17 protein-coding genes and 1 tRNA gene are annotated in these 17,265 nt (G+C 69.3%); 10 read left to right on the top strand and 8 right to left on the bottom strand.

Going from position 1 to position 17,265, the window contains the following annotated elements; genetic code table 11:
- Window positions 1-11: 11 nt before the first annotated feature.
- The 6 genes from VJ693_RS13865 (at window position 12) to VJ693_RS13890 (ending at window position 6,088) form a co-directional block, all read left to right on the top strand.
- Window positions 12-983 carry an acetyl-CoA carboxylase carboxyltransferase subunit alpha gene (locus VJ693_RS13865; protein WP_324155002.1) on the top strand — a complete coding sequence of 324 codons (972 nt, stop codon included), beginning with the start codon at window positions 12-14 and terminating at the stop codon, window positions 981-983.
- Window positions 984-1,011: 28 nt separating this feature from the next.
- On the top strand, window positions 1,012-2,340 hold the full coding sequence (gene tilS / locus VJ693_RS13870) for a tRNA lysidine(34) synthetase TilS (RefSeq protein ID WP_324155003.1): 1,329 nt from the start codon (window positions 1,012-1,014) through the stop codon (window positions 2,338-2,340).
- A gap of 137 nt (window positions 2,341-2,477) precedes the next feature.
- A complete protein-coding gene (locus VJ693_RS13875) occupies window positions 2,478-3,770 on the top strand; it encodes an aspartate kinase (protein ID WP_324155005.1) in 1,293 nt (430 codons plus the stop codon).
- A gap of 57 nt (window positions 3,771-3,827) precedes the next feature.
- Window positions 3,828-3,920, top strand: a tRNA-Ser gene (locus VJ693_RS13880).
- A 26-nt stretch (window positions 3,921-3,946) separates the two neighbouring features.
- On the top strand, window positions 3,947-5,407 hold the full coding sequence (locus tag VJ693_RS13885) for a phenylacetate--CoA ligase family protein (protein WP_324155007.1): 1,461 nt from the start codon (window positions 3,947-3,949) through the stop codon (window positions 5,405-5,407).
- 276 nt (window positions 5,408-5,683) lie between these two features.
- Window positions 5,684-6,088, top strand: a complete 405-nt coding sequence (locus tag VJ693_RS13890; RefSeq protein WP_324155009.1) for a hypothetical protein — start codon at window positions 5,684-5,686, stop codon at window positions 6,086-6,088.
- Window positions 6,089-6,226: 138 nt separating this feature from the next.
- Here VJ693_RS13890 and pcaF read toward each other — a convergent pair whose 3' ends face one another.
- Genes pcaF through VJ693_RS13905 form a run of 3 tightly spaced genes read right to left on the bottom strand, consistent with a single transcriptional unit; the run spans window position 6,227 to window position 8,663 of the window.
- Complete coding sequence (gene pcaF / locus VJ693_RS13895; protein ID WP_324155034.1) at window positions 6,227-7,432, bottom strand: 3-oxoadipyl-CoA thiolase; 1,206 nt, start codon at window positions 7,430-7,432, stop codon at window positions 6,227-6,229.
- On the bottom strand, window positions 7,426-7,878 hold the full coding sequence (locus VJ693_RS13900; RefSeq protein ID WP_324155010.1) for a MaoC family dehydratase: 453 nt from the start codon (window positions 7,876-7,878) through the stop codon (window positions 7,426-7,428). The genes pcaF and VJ693_RS13900 overlap by 7 nt, the downstream gene beginning before the upstream one ends.
- On the bottom strand, window positions 7,875-8,663 hold the full coding sequence (locus VJ693_RS13905; RefSeq protein ID WP_324155012.1) for an enoyl-CoA hydratase-related protein: 789 nt from the start codon (window positions 8,661-8,663) through the stop codon (window positions 7,875-7,877). Before VJ693_RS13905 ends, VJ693_RS13900 begins: the two co-directional genes overlap by 4 nt.
- A gap of 188 nt (window positions 8,664-8,851) precedes the next feature.
- On the opposite strand from VJ693_RS13905, the gene VJ693_RS13910 reads away from it, so the two are divergent.
- The 4 genes from VJ693_RS13910 to VJ693_RS13925 all read left to right on the top strand — a co-directional run bounded on the left by VJ693_RS13910 (window position 8,852) and on the right by VJ693_RS13925 (window position 13,822).
- Window positions 8,852-10,411 (top strand): 3,4-dehydroadipyl-CoA semialdehyde dehydrogenase, encoded by a 1,560-nt coding sequence (locus VJ693_RS13910; protein WP_324155014.1) that lies wholly within the window; start codon window positions 8,852-8,854, stop codon window positions 10,409-10,411.
- A 79-nt stretch (window positions 10,412-10,490) separates the two neighbouring features.
- Complete coding sequence (locus tag VJ693_RS13915) at window positions 10,491-11,534, top strand: hypothetical protein (RefSeq protein ID WP_324155015.1); 1,044 nt, start codon at window positions 10,491-10,493, stop codon at window positions 11,532-11,534.
- Window positions 11,535-11,553: 19 nt separating this feature from the next.
- Window positions 11,554-12,747 carry a thiolase family protein gene (locus VJ693_RS13920; RefSeq protein WP_324155017.1) on the top strand — a complete coding sequence of 398 codons (1,194 nt, stop codon included), beginning with the start codon at window positions 11,554-11,556 and terminating at the stop codon, window positions 12,745-12,747.
- Window positions 12,748-12,826: 79 nt separating this feature from the next.
- On the top strand, window positions 12,827-13,822 hold the full coding sequence (locus tag VJ693_RS13925) for a S1C family serine protease (RefSeq protein ID WP_324155035.1): 996 nt from the start codon (window positions 12,827-12,829) through the stop codon (window positions 13,820-13,822).
- Window positions 13,823-13,871: 49 nt separating this feature from the next.
- On the opposite strand, the gene VJ693_RS13930 is transcribed toward VJ693_RS13925, so the two are convergent.
- From VJ693_RS13930 to VJ693_RS13950, 5 genes are all read right to left on the bottom strand, one after another.
- Complete coding sequence (locus tag VJ693_RS13930; protein WP_324155019.1) at window positions 13,872-14,096, bottom strand: hypothetical protein; 225 nt, start codon at window positions 14,094-14,096, stop codon at window positions 13,872-13,874.
- 166 nt (window positions 14,097-14,262) lie between these two features.
- Entirely contained in the window at window positions 14,263-14,928 is a 666-nt protein-coding gene (locus VJ693_RS13935) for an ankyrin repeat domain-containing protein (RefSeq protein ID WP_324155021.1), read from the bottom strand.
- Window positions 14,925-15,743, bottom strand: a complete 819-nt coding sequence (locus tag VJ693_RS13940; protein ID WP_324155023.1) for a TatD family hydrolase — start codon at window positions 15,741-15,743, stop codon at window positions 14,925-14,927. Before VJ693_RS13940 ends, VJ693_RS13935 begins: the two co-directional genes overlap by 4 nt.
- The gene (locus tag VJ693_RS13945) at window positions 15,743-16,129 is read right to left on the bottom strand and encodes a PilZ domain-containing protein (RefSeq protein WP_324155024.1); all 387 of its coding nucleotides are present in this window, start codon (window positions 16,127-16,129) and stop codon (window positions 15,743-15,745) included. Before VJ693_RS13945 ends, VJ693_RS13940 begins: the two co-directional genes overlap by 1 nt.
- Before the next feature lie 28 nt (window positions 16,130-16,157).
- A complete protein-coding gene (locus VJ693_RS13950) occupies window positions 16,158-17,168 on the bottom strand; it encodes a DNA polymerase III subunit delta' (protein WP_324155026.1) in 1,011 nt (336 codons plus the stop codon).
- Window positions 17,169-17,265 lie beyond the last annotated feature (97 nt).

Here is a 17,265-nt window from a genome sequence, read left to right on the forward strand (position 1 = left end):
GAGGGAACCCGATGAGCAAACGCCACTTCCTTGAATTCGAGCAACCGATCGCCGAGCTCGAATCGAAGATCGAAGAGCTGCGCTATGTGCAGAACGAATCCGCGGTCGACATTTCCGAAGAGATCGAGCGGCTCGACAAGAAGAGCCTGCAGCTGACGAAGGACATCTACACGCAGCTCAACCCCTGGCAGGTCACGCAGATCGCGCGCCACCCGCAGCGGCCGTACACGCTGGACTACGTCAACGAGATCTTCACCGAGTTCCAGGAGCTGCACGGCGACCGCGCGTTTGCCGACGACCTGTCCATCGTGGGGGGCCTGGCGCGCTTCAACGGCCAGGCGTGCATGGTGATCGGCCAGCAAAAGGGCCGCGACACCAAGGAGCGCGGCCTGCGCAACTTCGGCATGCCGCGCCCCGAGGGCTACCGCAAGGCGCTGCGCCTGATGAAGCTGGCCGAGAAGTTCGGCCTGCCGGTATTCACCTTCGTCGACACGCCGGGCGCCTACCCGGGCGTCGGCGCCGAAGAGCGTGGCCAGTCCGAGGCGATCGGCCGCAACATCTTCGAGATGGCGCAGCTCGAGGTGCCGATCATCACGACGATCATCGGCGAGGGCGGCTCCGGCGGGGCGCTCGCGATCAGCGTGGGCGACCAGTTGCTCATGCTGCAGTTCTCGGTCTATTCGGTGATCTCGCCAGAAGGCTGCGCCTCGATCCTGTGGAAAACGGCCGAGCGTGCCGCCGACGCCGCCGAGGCCCTGGGCATCACGGCGCACCGGCTGAAGGCCTTGGGCCTGATCGACAAGATCGTCAACGAGCCAGTCGGCGGCGCGCACCGCGACCCGAAGCAGATGGCCGCGCAGCTCAAGCGTGGCCTGGTCGACGCATTGCGCCAGGTGGCCGACCTGTCGATCCCCGAACTGCTCGAGCGCCGCTACGAACGCCTGAAGAGCTACGGCCGCTTCAACGACACGACGGCGCGCTGAGCGCCGAGGCGGCCCGCTCGCTTCGCCGATGCGCCGCGCGGGTGCCACACCCATCGTCGCGGTGGCGGCGAGCGGCGGGCGCGATTCGACCGCCTTGCTGCACGCCACGGTGCACGCAGCCCGTGGAACCGCGCTCCTGGTCATCGCGCTTCACGTCCACCATGGCCTGAACCCTGCGGCGGACAGCTGGCAGCAGCATCTGCAGCGTCAGTGCGCGCGCTGGGCCCGAGCGGGCTTGCCCGTCGCGCTACTAACGCATCGGTTGAACGGCTCGCCAGCACGCGGCGAGAGTGTCGAGGCCTGGGCCCGCCGCGAGCGCTACCGGGCGCTGGCCGCGATGGCGCGGGAGGCTGGCGCCGGCGTCGTTATGCTGGCCCATCACCGGCGGGATCAGGCTGAAACCTTCCTGCTGCAGGCGCTGCGCGGTGCCGGGCCGGCCGGCTTGGCGGCCATGCCGCGCGAGGTGATCCGCGACGGGCTGCTCTGGTGCCGCCCGTGGCTGGACCAGCCGGCCGAGGCGATCCGGGCCTACGTGGCCCGCCACCGCCTGAGCCACATCGACGACGACAGCAACCGGGACCGCCGCTTCGACCGCAATCGCCTGCGGCACGACGTCTGGCCCGCGCTGCTCGCCGCGTTTCCACATGCCGAGGCCACGCTGGCCCTGGCCGCGCACCAGGCACAGTGGGCGATCGAGCTGATCGACGACGTCGCCGAGACCGATCTCGCAGCCGTGCGGGCGGCGGCACCTAGCGGGCTGGGGGACCGAGTTATCGACGTAGCGGCCTGGCAAGCGCTGCCAGCACCACGTCGCGTGGCGGTCTTGCGGCGCTGGCTGGCACCGCTGGTGAGCGATGGCGTCCGCGACAGCCTGATCGACCGGCTTGGCCACGAACTGGCCGCCAGCCGCACCGCGCGCTGGCCGCTGGACGGCGTGCGCGAGCTGCGCCTCTACCGAGGGCGGCTGACGGTGGGCCCGGTGGCCACCCGGCACGCGCGTTCGCCGGCGCCGACCCCGATGCGCCTCGATCGACCCGGCGTCATGGACCTGCCTGACTGGGGCGGACGACTGGAACTCGAAGCGGTGGAGCAGGGCGGCGTCGCTGCCGGCCTGCTCGCCCGGGCGGCGCTGCGCGCGCGGGCGCCGGGCGACACCTTTCAGTTCAGCGCCCGCAGCACCGCGCGCAGCCTGAAGAAGCAATACCAGGCGCGGGCCGTGCCGGCCTGGCTGCGCGGAGGCCCGGTGATCGCTTGCGAGGCGCACCCCGTGTTCGTCCCCGGTTTGGGTATCGACGCGCGCGCACTCGCCGTGCCGGGCGAGCCGCAATTACTGATCCGCTGGCATCCGGCGTCTTGAGCGGTGTCAGCCTCGGTTGGGCGTGCTGCACCGCAGCAGCTAAAATTCGTCGGTTTGCGCTGGCCGTTCCCTAGCCGGCAGCGCCCGTGCAGCCACCGCAAGACCACACTGAAACACACACCGAAGAGCCCGAGCCCATGGCACTGATCGTTCACAAGTATGGCGGCACCTCGATGGGGTCCACCGAGCGCATTCGCAACGTCGCGAAGCGGGTGGCCAAATGGGCCCGCGCCGGCCACCAGATGGTGGTCGTGCCCTCGGCCATGAGCGGCGAGACGAACCGCCTGCTCGGCCTGGCCAAGGAGGTGGCCCCGGCCAGCCACAGCCCGTCGGTGCTGCGCGAGATGGACATGATCGCTTGTACCGGCGAGCAGGTTTCGGTCGGCCTGCTGTCGCTCGCGCTGCAGGCCGAAGGCATGGAAGCCGTCAGCTACAACGGCTGGCAGGTGCCGATCAAGACCGACTCGGCCTACACCAAGGCCCGCATCCAGAGCATCGACGATGCGCGCGTGCGCGCCGACCTCGCCGCCGGCAAGGTCGTGATCATCACGGGCTTCCAGGGTGTCGACGAAGACCTCAACATCACGACGCTGGGTCGCGGCGGCTCCGACACCTCGGCGGTGGCCGTGGCCGCCGCAATGAAGGCCGACGAATGCCTGATCTACACCGATGTCGACGGCGTCTACACGACCGACCCGCGTGTCGTGCCCGAGGCGCGCCGCCTGCACACCATCACCTTCGAGGAGATGCTGGAGATGGCCAGCCTCGGCTCGAAGGTACTCCAGATCCGCTCGGTGGAATTCGCCGGCAAGTACCGTGTGCCGCTGCGCGTGCTGTCCAGCTTCACGCCCTGGGACATCGACATCAACGAGGAAGCCAAGTCGGGCACCCTGATCACTTTCGAGGAAGACGAAAAGATGGAACAAGCCGTTGTCTCGGGCATCGCCTTCAACCGCGATGAAGCCAAGGTCACCGTGATGGGCGTGCCCGACAAGCCGGGCATCGCCTACCAGATCCTCGGCGAAGTGGCCGACGCGAACATCGACGTCGACGTGATCATCCAGAACGTCTCGCACGACGGCAAGACCGACTTCTCGTTCACCGTGCACCGCAACGACTACCAGCGCACGATGGACCTGTTGAAGAACAAGGTCCAGCCGGCCACCGGTGCGGCCACCGTCATGGGCGACCCGAAGATCTGCAAGGTCTCGATCATCGGCATCGGCATGCGCAGCCACGTCGGCGTGGCGAGCAAGATGTTCCGCGCCTTGAGCGAAGAGGGCATCAACATCCAGATGATCAGCACCAGCGAGATCAAGACCTCGGTCGTGATCGACGAGAAGTACATGGAGCTCGCGGTGCGCGCGCTGCACAAGGTGTTCGAACTCGACGATCCGAACGCGAAGAACGAGGGCGACGACGAGGAATAAACGCGCGGCCGGGCACAAAAAGGGCCCGCTGATCAGGCTAGAATGCCGGCTTCGGCTGGAGACGTGACCGAGTGGCCGAAGGTGCTCCCCTGCTAAGGGAGTATGGGGCTTAAAACTCCATCAAGGGTTCGAATCCCTTCGTCTCCGCCAAAAGCAAGTGATGAGGGGCGCCCGGGTTGACCGGGCGCCCCTTCGTCTTTTTGCCACGGCCTCTTCCCGCAAGCGGTCGCCGAGACGATAGTCGACAGATGCTCCCGCCCTTCGATCCTTGGTTCACCGGCACGGTGGCCGCCGATGTCTGGTCAGCGTCGCGCGACAGCGCCGAGGCGTTGGCGGCCAGGCAGGCACGCCGGCTTCGCCAGCTCCTGGCGGCGGCAGCCGAGGGGTCGCCGCTGTACCGCCGCATCCTCGGCACGGCAGATCCCGCCAGCATCCCGCTGAGCGCGCTGCCCGTGGCGCGCAAGGCTACGCTGATGCAGCACTTCGACGACTGGGTGGCCGACCCCGCGTTGCGGCTGGATGAGCTGCGACGCTTCACCGCAGACCGCTCGAACATCGCCGAGCCCTACCTGGGCCGCTACATGGTGTGGGAGAGCTCGGGCAGCAGCGGGGAGCCGGGCGTGTTCGTGCAGGACGCGGCCGCGATGGCCGTCTACGACGCGCTCGAAGGCCTTCGCCGCCCGGCGATTCCGGCGTGGCACGCCTGGGCCGATCCATGGTTGACGGGCCAGCGCATCGCCTTTGTTGGCGCCATCGGCGGGCATTTCGCGAGCATCGTGTCGATCGAGCGGGTGCGCCGTCTGAACCCGTCTTTCGCCCACAACGTCCATTGCCTGTCCTTCCTGCAGCCGATCGATCAACTGGTCGCCGAGTTGCGGGCGCTACAGCCCGACGTGCTTGCCAGCTACCCGACTGAGGCCCTGTTGCTGGCGCAAGAGCAAAGGGAAGGGCGGCTGGATCTGCATCTGCAACAGGTCTGGACCGGCGGCGAAACCTTGACCCCGGCAATGCGCCATGGCATCGGGCGCGGGTTCGGCTGTCAGGTCCACAACAGCTATGGCGCGTCCGAGTTCCTCGCGCTGGCCAGCGAGTGCGGCCACGGCCGGATGCACTTGAACACCGACTGGTTCATCCTCGAGCCGGTCGACGGGCGCGGCCACCCGGTGCCCGCCGGCCGGCCCAGCGCCACCACGCTGCTCACGAACCTGGCCAACCACGTTCAGCCAGTCATCCGCTACGACCTTGGCGATCGCGTCACGCTGGCTGCCGAGCCTTGCGCCTGCGGATCACCGCTGCCCCTCGTCGAGGTGCAGGGCCGGCGCGACGACACCTTGCATCTGCCGGGCATACGGCGCCGCCACGTGCCGGTGCCGCCGCTGGCGATCAGCACGGTGCTCGAGGACGAAGCCGGCCTGTTCGACTTTCAGCTGCGCCAGCAAGGGCCGAGCGACCTGCTGCTGTGCACGGGACAGCGTGGAGGCGATGCCAGCCGACGACTGCGCCGCGCGCGCGAAGCACTCGCCGGCTTCCTCGCCACCCAGGGTGTGGCACCCATGCATATCCACTGCCGCAGCGGCGAGCCGGGACGCCGCGGGCGCAGCGGGAAGATCCCCCGGGTCATCGCCGCGCGGGAATAACCACGCGGCCGCCGCATTAGGCCTTGTGCCTGCCATGCCACGGGTCTACCGTGCGCTCCACATGACCGGCGTGTCCTGCCACGAGCAGCCGTCACCGCCGGCCATGCGGTGCCCGGGGCGAATTGCGCCTTCCTCGCCAGCCGTCGATCGAAGCCTTCTGCGTTCCCGGGCTTGGGTGACGACCCAGGCAACCCCACCGGGTTGCCGCTCGCCGCCAGGACGAGGCTTCGAGCATTTTCCCGCCGCCTGCCTCGCTCGGTGGCCATGGAGGACGACATGCTTGGTGAAAAGATCGGTGAAGGCTCCGGCAAGGTGATCTCGCAGCGCGTGCTGCCCAACCCCGGCGGCTCGCCGAAGATGGAAACGACTTTTCAGGGCAGCGGCAAGCTGATGGGCCTGGCCTCGAACGAGACCGGCACCTACAGCGCCGAACTGCGGCCCGACGGCACCTTGTTCGGCCAGGGCCAGGGGCTCGTGATGGGCATGCAAGGTGAAGTGGCGAGCTGGACCGGCCAAGGCGTGGGGCTGCCGCAGAAGGACGGCAGCATCAAGTACCGTGGCGCGATCTACTTCGACAGCAAGTCGCCGACCTGGTCGCGTCTGACCAGCATTGCGGCGCTGTTCGAATACGAGGTGGACGCCCAGGGCCACACCAAGGGCCAGCTGTTCGAATGGAAGTGAGGTCTGCCGGCGTCGTGCCCGGCGAACGATCCGGAGAGATGCTCAGGGGCGCGCAAAGCGCCCCTTGTCATTCCGGCTTCGCGTCAGTCATTTGACATAATATACATTGTCGCGCATCGCAGGTACTCCCGTTCCTGATCAGACTCTCTCGACGATCAACGCGATGCCCTGGCCGACCCCAATGCACATCGTGCACAGGCCGCGCTTGCCGCCGCCGGCGTGAAGCTGATTGATCGCGGTGGTGACCAGCCGCGCGCCGGAGGCGCCCAGTGGGTGCCCCAGCGCGATCGCGCCGCCGTTGGGGTTCACGCGCGGGTCGTCGTCGGCGATGTCGAGCTGGCGCAGCACCGCCAGGCCTTGCGCGGCAAATGCCTCGTTCAGCTCGATCACGTCGATCTGCGACAGCGACAGCCCCGCCAGCGCCAACACCTTGCGCGTCGCCGGCGCCGGGCCGATGCCCATCACCCGCGGCGGCACGCCGGCCGTGGCCATGGCGACCACCCGCGCGCGCGGCGTCAACCCGTGACGGGCGGCGGCCGCCTCGCTGGCCAGGACCAGCGCGCAGGCGCCGTCGTTGACGCCGGACGCGTTGCCGGCGGTCACCGTGCCGTCGGGCCGCACGACACCTTTGAGCTTGGACAGCGCCTCCAGCGAGGTCTCGCGCGGGTGCTCGTCCCTGGCCACGACGATCGGCTCGCCCCTCTTTGGCGTGATGGTCACCGGCGTGATCTCGGCATCGAAGAAGCCGCGCGCCTGCGCCGCCACCGCCTTGCGCTGGCTGGCCAGCGCCATCTTGTCCTGGTCGTCGCGCGAGATGCCGAAATCGGCTGCGACGTTCTCGGCCGTCTCGGGCATCGAGTCGACGCCGTACTGCGCTTTCATCAACGGGTTGACGAAGCGCCAGCCGATCGTGGTGTCGTAGACCGCGTTGTCGCGGCTGAAAGCCGAACCGGCCTTGGGCATCACGAACGGCGCGCGGCTCATGCTCTCGACGCCGCCGGCGATCATCAGCCCGGCTTCACCGGCGCGTATGGCGCGTGCGGCCGAGCCGACCGCGTCCATCCCCGAGCCACACAGGCGGTTGATGGTGCCGCCCGGCACGCCGACCGGCAATCCGGCCAGCAGCGCGGCCATGCGCGCGACGTTGCGGTTGTCCTCGCCCGCCTGGTTGGCGCAGCCGTACAGCACATCGTCGATGGCCGCCCAGTCGAGGTTCGGGTGGCGCGCCATCAGCGCCTTGATCGGCACGGCGGCCAGGTCGTCGGCGCGCACCGGCGCCAAGGCGCCGCCGTAGCGGCCGAAGGGAGTGCGGATGGCGTCGCAGATGTAGGCGTGGGTCATGATCTTGTCTCCTTGGAACCCAGGTCGAACAGGCTGGTGGCCTCGAGATCGAGCACCTCCTGGTCGCACTGATTGAACAGTTGCCAGCGCCAGCTGAGGATGCCCAGATCGGGCTGGCTTCGCGAACGCCGGGTTGCCAGGACCGTTGCCACCAGGCGCAGCCGATCCCCCGGGCGCACGGGGCATGGCCATCGAACCCGCGACACCCCCGGGGAGGCAAAGGACTCCGAGCCCTGAAGAGCGGCGTCGACGGCCAGCCGCATCGCGATCGCGCAAGTGTGCCAGCCGCTCGCGATCAGCCCGCCGAAGCGCCCTTGCGATGCCAGCCCCGCATCCACATGGAACCACTGCGGATCATAGGCTTGAGCGAAGCTCAGCACCTCGTCCTCCAACACCTCATACGGGCCTGCGACGATGCGCTGCTCCACCTGGAACTCGGCGAACCTCATGCTTCGTTCACCCAGGCGGCGGGCCGCTTGCCGAGAAAGGCGGCAAAACCTTCGCGGGCCTCTTCGGTACCTCGCACGCGTGCGATCGTGGTCGCGGTCAGCTCCCGCATTTCAGGCGTGATCGGCCCCACCTCGAACTGTGCATAGAGCTGCTTGATTTCCCGCTGCGCGTGAGGTCCCCCTTGCAGCAGATCCCGCAGCACCGCGTCGATCGCCTGGTCGAGCTCGGCCAATGGCACCACCTGCTGCACGAGCCCGATCGCCAGCGCCTCCACCGCACCGATGCGTGCGGTGGTCAGCGCCAGTCGGCGCGCTTGCCGCTTGCCGATGGCGTTGGTGACGTACGGGCCTATCACCGCCGGAAGAATGCCGAACCGGGCCTCGCTGACCGAAAAGCTGGCATTGCCGGCCGCTACGGCGATGTCGCAGGCGGCTGCCAAGCCGACCCCTCCCCCCAGTGCGGCGCCCTGCACGCGCGCGACGGTCGGCTTGGGGCAAGCCTCGATGCGCGCCAGCATGGCTGCGAAGCGCCGCGCGTCTTGCAGGTTCCACGCCTGGTCTGCCTGGCTGGCACGTTGCATCCATTTCAGGTCGGCCCCGGCCGAGAAATGCCGGCCACTGCCGGCCAGCACGATCACCCGCACGCCGGCGTCGCCGGCGAGCGTGGAGAAGGCCGAATCCAGCTCGGCGATCATGGCCTCGTCGAACGCGTTGAACACGTCGGGACGAGACATCGTCACCCAGGCCACGCCGGTGGCTCGGCATTCGATGGTCAGTGTTTGCATGGTCGTTGCGTCGGACGCGAGAGAGAAGATCAGGGCATCTTGATGGGCAGTATAGTGCACTTAACGATCCGAAATTGGGCCACAGATCATCGGCAGAAGATGCACTATGGTGCTTGACAGGCTGAGATCGACGCGCCTACAGTGCAGCACGCAAAATACTGCATGTCACCCACGGAAAGACCACTGCGATGCCCGAATTGCTACCCAACCATCTGCAAGGCCGCTGGCAGACGGGCACCGGCGAGGGCGCCGTCCTGCTCGACCCGGTGCGGGGCACACCCCTGGTCCGCGTGGATGCCAGCTCGCTGGACTTGGCGGCGGGCTTTGCCTTCGCCCGTGACACGGGCGGCGTGGCGCTGCGGTCGCTCACCTATCGCCAGCGCGGCAAGCTGCTCGAGGCCATCGTGGCCGTGCTGCAGGCCAGGCGCCAGGACTACGACGAGATCGCGACCGCCAACAGCGGCACTGTCAAGAGCGATTCGGCCGTGGACATCGACGGCGCGATCTACACGCTCGGCCATTACGCCAGGCTCGCTGCCGCCCTCCCCGACGCCCGCTTCATGCCGGACGGCGAGCCGGTTGCGCTGGCCAAGGGCAGCGCCTTCCAGAGCCAGCACCTGCTGGTGCCATCGACGGGCCTGGCGCTCCTGATCAATGCCTTCAACTTCCCGGCCTGGGGGTTGTGGGAGAAGGCCGGCCCGGCGCTCCTTTCCGGGGTGCCGGTGGTCGTGAAGCCGGCCACGGCCACGGCCTGGCTGACTCAGCGCATGGTGCGCGATGTGATCGACGCGGGGGTGCTGCCGCCAGGCGCCCTGTCGGTGGTCTGCGGCAGCCCCGCCGGCCTGCTCGATGCGCTGGAGCCGTTCGATGTCCTGTCATTCACCGGTTCGGCCGAGACCGCGGGGCGGTTGCGCTCGCACGACGCCATCACGCGGCGCTCGGTGCGCATGCACGTGGAGGCCGACAGCATCAACAGCGCCGTCCTGATGCCCGATGCCACGCCGGGCAGCCCGGCCTTCGAGCTGTTCGTCAAGGAACTGGTGCGCGAGATGACCGTCAAATCCGGCCAGAAGTGCACGGCCATTCGCCGGGCTTTCGTGCCCGAGGTGGTGTACGGCGCGGTGGCCGAGGCGGCGGCCGCGCGCCTGGCCCGCATCAGCGTCGGCGACCCGCGCAATGAAGCCGTCCGCATGGGGGCGTTGGTCAGTCGCGCCCAGCTCGACAGCGTGCGACAGGGCCTCGCCCTGCTGCGGACCGAAGCGCGGGTGCTGCACGACGGGGCTGCCCAGCCGCTCATCGACGCTGACCCGGCCGTGGCCTGCTGCATCGGGCCGACGCTGCTGGGCGCGGACACACCCGAGGCGGTGGACGGGGCCGCCGTGCTGCACGACGTCGAGGTCTTCGGCCCCGTCGCCACCCTGCTGCCCTACCGTACGCTGCCACAGGCCCTGGCGGGCGTCCGGCGTGGCCAGGGCTCGCTCGTTGCTTCGCTCTACGGCGCCGACGCCGCGCCCCTGGCGCACAGCGCGCTCGATCTCGCCAGCCACCACGGCCGCGTGCACGTCGTGAGCCCCGATGTGGCGGCCACCCACACCGGCCACGGCAACGTGATGCCGCAATCGCTGCACGGGGGCCCCGGGCGCGCCGGCGGCGGCGAAGAACTGGGCGGGCTTCGCGCGCTGAACTTCTACCATCGCCGGGCGGCGCTGCAGGCGGCCCCCGCGGTGCTGAGTGCGCTCCAGGCATAACGGGCAGGTCTGTGGCATGCGGGCAAGCGTGACCTTCGCGGCCACAATCGCGTCCACTCATTGACACGGAGGCCACCGCATGACCCAGACCGCGCTTCTTGATGGGGTTCTCGAATTCGCTCGGCGCTTGGCTGCCGCCTTGCTGGTGTGGCCGGTATTGGCGGCCGCCGGGCCCCAATACCAGGCGAGGGAAATACAGGACCCGCAAGGGCGCACGCTGTATGCCGGCGCGATCAACGCGGACGGTCTCGTGGCAGGGCGCACGAATGCCAAGCGCTTCGTCGGCAGTGCCCAGGCATTCGTGGCCAGCCGGCATGGCTACGAGCAGGAGGCCATCCTCGCGTCGCGCTACAGCTTCGCTGCGGGCATCAACGTCGCCGGGGATGTGGTCGGAAACCATGGTGCCAAGCCCGGTTTCGTGCAGGCCTTCATTCGCCGTCATGACGAGTCGGCCATCGACTTGTTCGACGTCGATCACACCTTCAGCAGCGGCGCCAACGCGATCAATCACGCCGGTGTCGTGGTCGGCAACGTCCAGCCTGCCGGCACGGACCAACCCCAAGCGTTTGCCTGGCACGATGGCCAGGTCACGCTGCTCGGCGGCTTGGGCGGCGCCTACGGCAATGCCCATGCCATCAATGATGCCGGGACCATCGTCGGAACCGCCTCCATCGCGGGTGGCCTCTTGCGCGCCTTCCGCTACGAGAACGGGCAGATGACGATGCTGTCGTCCATCACGGCGCAGGATCCAGGCGACGTCGCTTATGCGATCAGTTCAATCGGCGTCGCGGCGGGGTCGTGTGCCGTGCGCAACTCCCGGCGGCACGCCTGTGTTTGGCAGGGTGACGAGGTCATCGACCTCGGCACGCTGTCGGGCGGGTCCAGCGAGGCCTTCGGCATCAACGGCGCCGGCGTGCTGGTCGGCCGAGCCGACAACGGTACCGGCGGGAAGGCCGCATTCGTCTATCGGGGCGGCCAGATGCGCGATCTCAACGCCATCACCGAACTGCCCACGGGGGTCTACCTGGACGTGGCGATCGCCATCAACGACCAGGGGCAGATCCTTGCTCACGGCAAGGGCCCGAACATGCGGCACAGCTTCGTGCTGGAGCCGATTCGCTGAGAACCCCTTCACAGACGCCATGAAGTTCCATCGCACTGCCCTTCCCTTGACGTCGCTCTGGTCGTCGCCTTTCGTCCGTTGGCAAGGTAGCCTGGCTGATGTGTCCAGCATCGACCTGGCCGCGGCCGTCGCCGGCGATGCGCTCGCGCAGCGCGGCGTCGACCGCGACGCGATCGGCCGGCTCGTCGTCGGCACCACGATCCCGCAGCCCCATGCCTTCTACGCACCCCCGTGGCTCGCCGCCCGGCTGGGCATGCCGGGCGTCACCGGCCCGATCGTCGCCCAGGCCTGTGCGACCTCGGTGGCTGGCCTGGTCTCGGCCGCGGTTGAATTCGAGTCGGGCGCCGACGGGCTCACGCTGTTCGTGGCCACCGACCGCACCAGCAATGGGCCGCTGCTGATCTATCCGCGCAGCCAGGGCATTGGCGGCAGCCCGGCCACCGAGCACTGGGTGCTCGACAGCTTCGCTGCCGACCCGAACACCGGCCAGCCAATGGTGGCAACGGCCGAGAACGTCGCCCGCGACGGCGCCATGACCCGCCAGGCGCTGGACGACCTGACGATGCTGCGCTGGGAGCAGTACCAGCGCGCACTCGCCGACGATCGGCGCTTCCAGCGCGGCTATCTGCAACCCGTGGCGCTGCCGCGTGGCAAAGGCAAGGTGCTGCGCGTGGAAACCGACGAGGGCGTGCATCCCTACAGCGCCGAGGGGCTCGCGGCGCTCAAGCCCGTCGTCAACGAAGGCGGCGTCGTCACCTTCGGCAGCCAGACGCACCCGGCCGACGGCTGCGCCGGTGCCTTGGTCACCGACCCCGCGCGCGCTCGCGCGCTGAGCGCCGGCGGCGGCGTGATCACGCTGCTCTCGGCTGCGTTCGCTCGCGCCGAGAGAGGCCACATGCCGAAAGCCGCGACGCTGGCCGCACAGCGGGCGGCCGAGGAAGCCGGGATCGCGCTGAGCGAGGCCCGCTTCGTCGTCAGCCACAACCCGTTCGCGGTGAACGACCTGTGGTTCGCGCAGCAGACGGGTTTTCCGCTCGAGCGCATGAACCCGTACGGCTGCAGCCTGATCTACGGCCACCCCCAGGGGCCGACCGGCCTGCGCGGCATCACCGAACTGGCGCACGCGCTACGCGAGGCCGGCGGTGGCACGGGGGTGTTCACCGGCTGCGCCGCCGGTGACACGGGCGCGGCCATCGTGATCCGCGTCGACTGAAGACCCGTGGCATCGGGGTCAGCCGGCAGGGCTTGCTTTGTCGTGCGCCGCCGCCACATGCGGCTCAAGGGTTTCGACCATGGACGCACGAGCAGACCTCCCCAGCCACACGACGGCGGCTCCGCCGGCGAACGACGACGACCTGCTCGATGTGTATTCCGAGACTGTCGCCGGCGCCGTGGAGCACGCGCAGGATGCCGTTGTCTTCATCGCCGTCACTCAGGCCGGGCCTCGCGGGCGGCAAAGCGGCTCGGGCTCCGGATTTCTCTTCACGCCCGACGGCTATGTGCTGACCAACAGCCATGTCGTGCACGGCGCGTCGTCGATCGAGGTGACGCGGCCCGACGGCACGAAGGCGCCGGCGCAGCTCGTCGGCGACGACCCGGAGACGGACCTGGCGGTCTTGCGCATCGGCGCCAGCCGGACGTTGACCCATCTGAGCCTGGGCGATTCGGCCAGGCTGCGTGTCGGCCAGATCGCCATCGCCATCGGCAACCCGCTCGGCTTCGCCCACACCGTGACGAGCGGCATCGTCTCGGCGCTGGGCCGTTCGTTCCGCTCGACGGCCGGGCGCATGATCGACAACATCATCCAGACCGACGCCGCGCTCAACCCGGGCAATTCCGGCGGGCCATTGCTGGATTCGCGCGGCCGGGTCATCGGCGTGAACACCGCGATCATCCCGGGGGCGCAGGCCATCTGCTTCGCCGTGGCGGTGAACTCCGCGAAATGGGTGGTCACCCAACTCTTCACGCACGGTCGCGTGCGGCGCGCGTTCGCCGGCCTGTCCGGCTCGACGGTGCCCATTTCACGTCGGGTGGCGCGGTTCCTGGGGGTGGATCAGGGCAGCGCCGTGCGTGTGTCCGACGTGCACATGGGCTCGCCGGCGGGCGCGGCGGGGCTCAAGGTGGACGACCTGATCGTCGGCATCGACGGTGCCCCGGTGAGCAGTGTCGACGACCTGCAGCGGCTGCTCGACGAATCGCGCATCGGCAAGCAGTGCGTGATCCGCATCCTGCGGGGCAACCAGCCGCTGTTTCTGAACATACAACCGGTGGAGTCGCGGCGCGCGTAGCGCGCGGTCGAGCCCAGCGGGAGGCGATGGCCGGCCAGCGGCCAGCCTGTCAGACGGCGAGGTCGCCGGCGTCGTCTTCAGCGGCGTCGATCTCGTGATCGAAGGCCGCCAGTTCGGCCGCGCTGCCCTTCTTCGGAATCAGCGGCCGGTCCAGCGGGCGGCAGATGCGGCGCTGCAACCGATTCAGGCGTTCGGATCGCTCCACCGCCTGCAGGATGGCCTCCGGATCCGTCATCATCGTGAACGGGTTCAAGCGGCTTTGGGCTTCGCGCATGGCGGTTCTCCTGTCGGGTGCCAGATGGGTCGCATCGGGTGGGCTTCGGGTTGAAACCCATGTGACGGACTGTAGGCGCGCCGCCCTCGAGACCAAAGTCGGCCTTGCGACAAGGCGCTTGTCGGAAAAAGCCTGACAAACGCGACGGCGCAGGCCGCGCGGCCCGTCAGCGCCCGCGCTTGGCCGCCAGGGTGTCGAGCCGCTGCGCCAGCTCGTCGCGGTCGGCGTGCCGGGCGAAGTCGCTGGCGCGCGACCCCGACTTGTTCTGCAGCGTGACGTCTGCACCACGGCGCGCCAGCAGATCGGCCGCGTCGATGCTGCCGAAGCCCGCCGCCATCATCAGCGGCGTGTTGCCGTTGGGCGCCCGGGCGTCGATCTCGGCGCCCTGGTCGAGCAGCAGGGCCACAGCCTGCGGCTCGCTGCCGGACGCGGCATAGTGCAGCGGCGTCCAGCCATCCTTGTCGACCCGGGCCCCGCGGGTGATCAGTTGCCGCATCGCCGCCAGGCGGCCGCGCAGCGCAGCCATCATCAGCAGCGTCTCGCCGGCCGCGTTGCCGGCGTTCGGATCGAGGTCGGGACGCCCAAGGAGCAGTTCGGCCACGGCGTCGGCGTTCTCGCGAAATGCCAGGTACAGGCCATGCTGGCCTTCCGGGCTGCGGGCATTGACATCGAAGCCCCGGGCGAGCAGTGGCGCGACGATGCCCGGCCGGTCCAGCGCGATGCCGAGGAAGAAGTCGTCGTAGGAGCCGGCGCGCGCCAGCTTGGCGACGGAACAACCGGCGAGCATGCCGAGCAGCGCGCGGCGGCGCGCCATCAGGCCCGCCGGCTTCAAGGTGCGCCCCCGGCTGCCAGCGCCGGCACCGTCACCTGGAACAAGCGCTCGAAGTTGCGCGTGGTGGCCTGTGCGATCTCATCGACGCCGACGCCCCTCTCGGCCGCCAGCACCGTTGCCACATGCGGCACATAGGCGGGGCTGTTGGTCTTGCCGCGGTAGGGCACCGGCGCGAGGTAGGGGCTGTCGGTCTCGATCAGGCAGCGATCGAGCGGCACGAAGCGCGCGACCTCGCGCAGGTCGGCCGCGTTGCGAAAGCTCACGATGCCCGAGAACGAGATGTGGAAGCCCAGGTCCAGCGCGGCGCGGGCCACGTCCATCGTCTCGGTGAAGCAGTGGAAGACACCGCCGATGCCACTGCCCTCGGTGCCGGCACCCTCCTCCTTCAGCACGGCCAAGGTGTCGTCGCTCGCGCTGCGGGTGTGGATGACCAAGGGCAGCCCGGTGCGGCGCGCGGCGCGGATGTGGGCCCGAAAGCGGTCGCGTTGCCACTGCATGTCGGCAATGCTGCGGCCGTTGAGGCGGAAATAGTCGAGCCCGGTCTCCCCGATCGCGATCACCTTGGGCTGGGCGGCGAGGCGGCAGAGCTCGTCTTCGCTCGGCTCGGCCAGGCCCTCGGTGTCGGGGTGGACGCCGACGCTGGCCCACAGGTTCGGGTGCGCGGCGGCCAGGGCCTGCACGGTCGGGAATTCTTCGAGCGTGGTGCAGATGCACAGCGCCGCCGCGACACGGGCCTCGTGCATCTCGGCCAGGATCTGCGGCAGCCTGCCATGCAGCTCCGGAAAGCTCAGGTGGCAATGCGAGTCGACGAACACTACAGGGTCTGGGTCGGCTTGGCGGACTGGATCGAGGTGCCCAGGATCTCCTCGATCTTGAGCTTGAGCTGGCGGGTCTTGTCGTCGCTCGGGAAACGCACGCCCACGCCCTGGGTGCGGCCGCCGGAGGTGTTGGCCGGGGTGATCCAGCCGACCTTGCCGGCCACGGGGTAGCGCTGCGGGTCTCCCGGCAGCGACAGCAGCAGGTAGATGTCGTCGCCGAGCTGGTATTCACGCGTCGACGGCACGAACAGGCCACCCTCGGAGAAGACCGACACGTAGGCGGCATACAGCGCACCCTTCTCGCGAAACACGAGCTGGATCACGCTGGGGCGTGCCGCACCGGCTGGTGCGGAAGCAGGATTGCGGCCGTCGACGTCGCTCATGGTCACAGTGTATCCAGCGATGCCAGCGTCACGCGGTGCTCCAGGCGCGTTGCCCCTGCGCAATGAGTGCTTCGACACGCAATGGCACGTTCCAGGGGTGCTCGTCGTGGCGGGCGACGCGGGCGAGTTCCCGGGCCCATTCGGCCAGCTCGGGCATGTGCGCACCGGGCGGCACCTGGCCCGGCTCGAAGAAGCGCGCCGGGCCGCCGGCGGCCTGGGCCATCGCATCGTGGCAGACCTGCTGCAACACGCGCACCACGCGCGGCAAAGGCAGTCCGGCCAGCGTGCGCGTGTCGCCCCGCGCCACCTGGGCCGGCAGTTGCGACCAGGTCGCCGCATCCAGGCCCTCGTCGAGCAGCGCTCGGGCGGCCAGCGGCTCGCCACCGCTGGCGCGCAGCAGCGCCGCGGCGCCGGCCACGCCCTGCTTCGTCAGCCACGCCTCGGCGGTGGCCGCATCCGGCGGGGTCAGGCGGACGCGCTGGCAGCGGCTGCGCACGGTCGGCAACAGGTGCTCGGGATCGGCGACACACAGCAGCAGGCGGGTGCCGGCGGCCGGCTCCTCGAGCGTCTTCAGCAGCGCGTTGGCCGAGGTGGCGTTCATTGCGTCGGCCGGGTAGAACAGCAGCACCTTGCCGCGGCCGCGGCTGGAACTGGTGTGGGCCCAGTCGATCGCGGCGCGCACCGCATCGATCTTGATCTCGCGGCTGGGCTTGCGCTTGCCCTTGCCGCCCTCGCCCGCGTCGGCCTCGCCGTCGTCCGCCGTGGCGCTGCCTTCGAACCAGCCGAGCGCGTGCTGCATGGCCTCGGGCATCAGCACCTTCAGGTCGGGGTGGCTGTGTGCTGTGGCCAGGTGGCAGCTCGGACATTCGCCACAGGGCCGCGAGGCACCTTCACAAAGCCAGGCCTGGGCCACGCGCCAGGCGAGTTCCCACTGCCCGGAGCCCGCGCCGCCGTGCAGGATCAGCGCATGGCTGCGCGCATGGTCGCGCAGCTCCGCCAGTGGCGCCGCCAGCCAGGGCAGGTCGCGCTCGTCAAGCATCGCCGGGCTCCGCGCGCCCACTGATGCGGGCCAGCGCCTCGAGCACCGCAGCGCGCACCACCGACAGCTCGGCGTCGGCATCGATGCGCACGATGCG

It is taken from the genome of Ideonella sp., assembly GCF_035254525.1.
Classification (GTDB): Bacteria; Pseudomonadota; Gammaproteobacteria; order Burkholderiales; family Burkholderiaceae_C; genus Ideonella.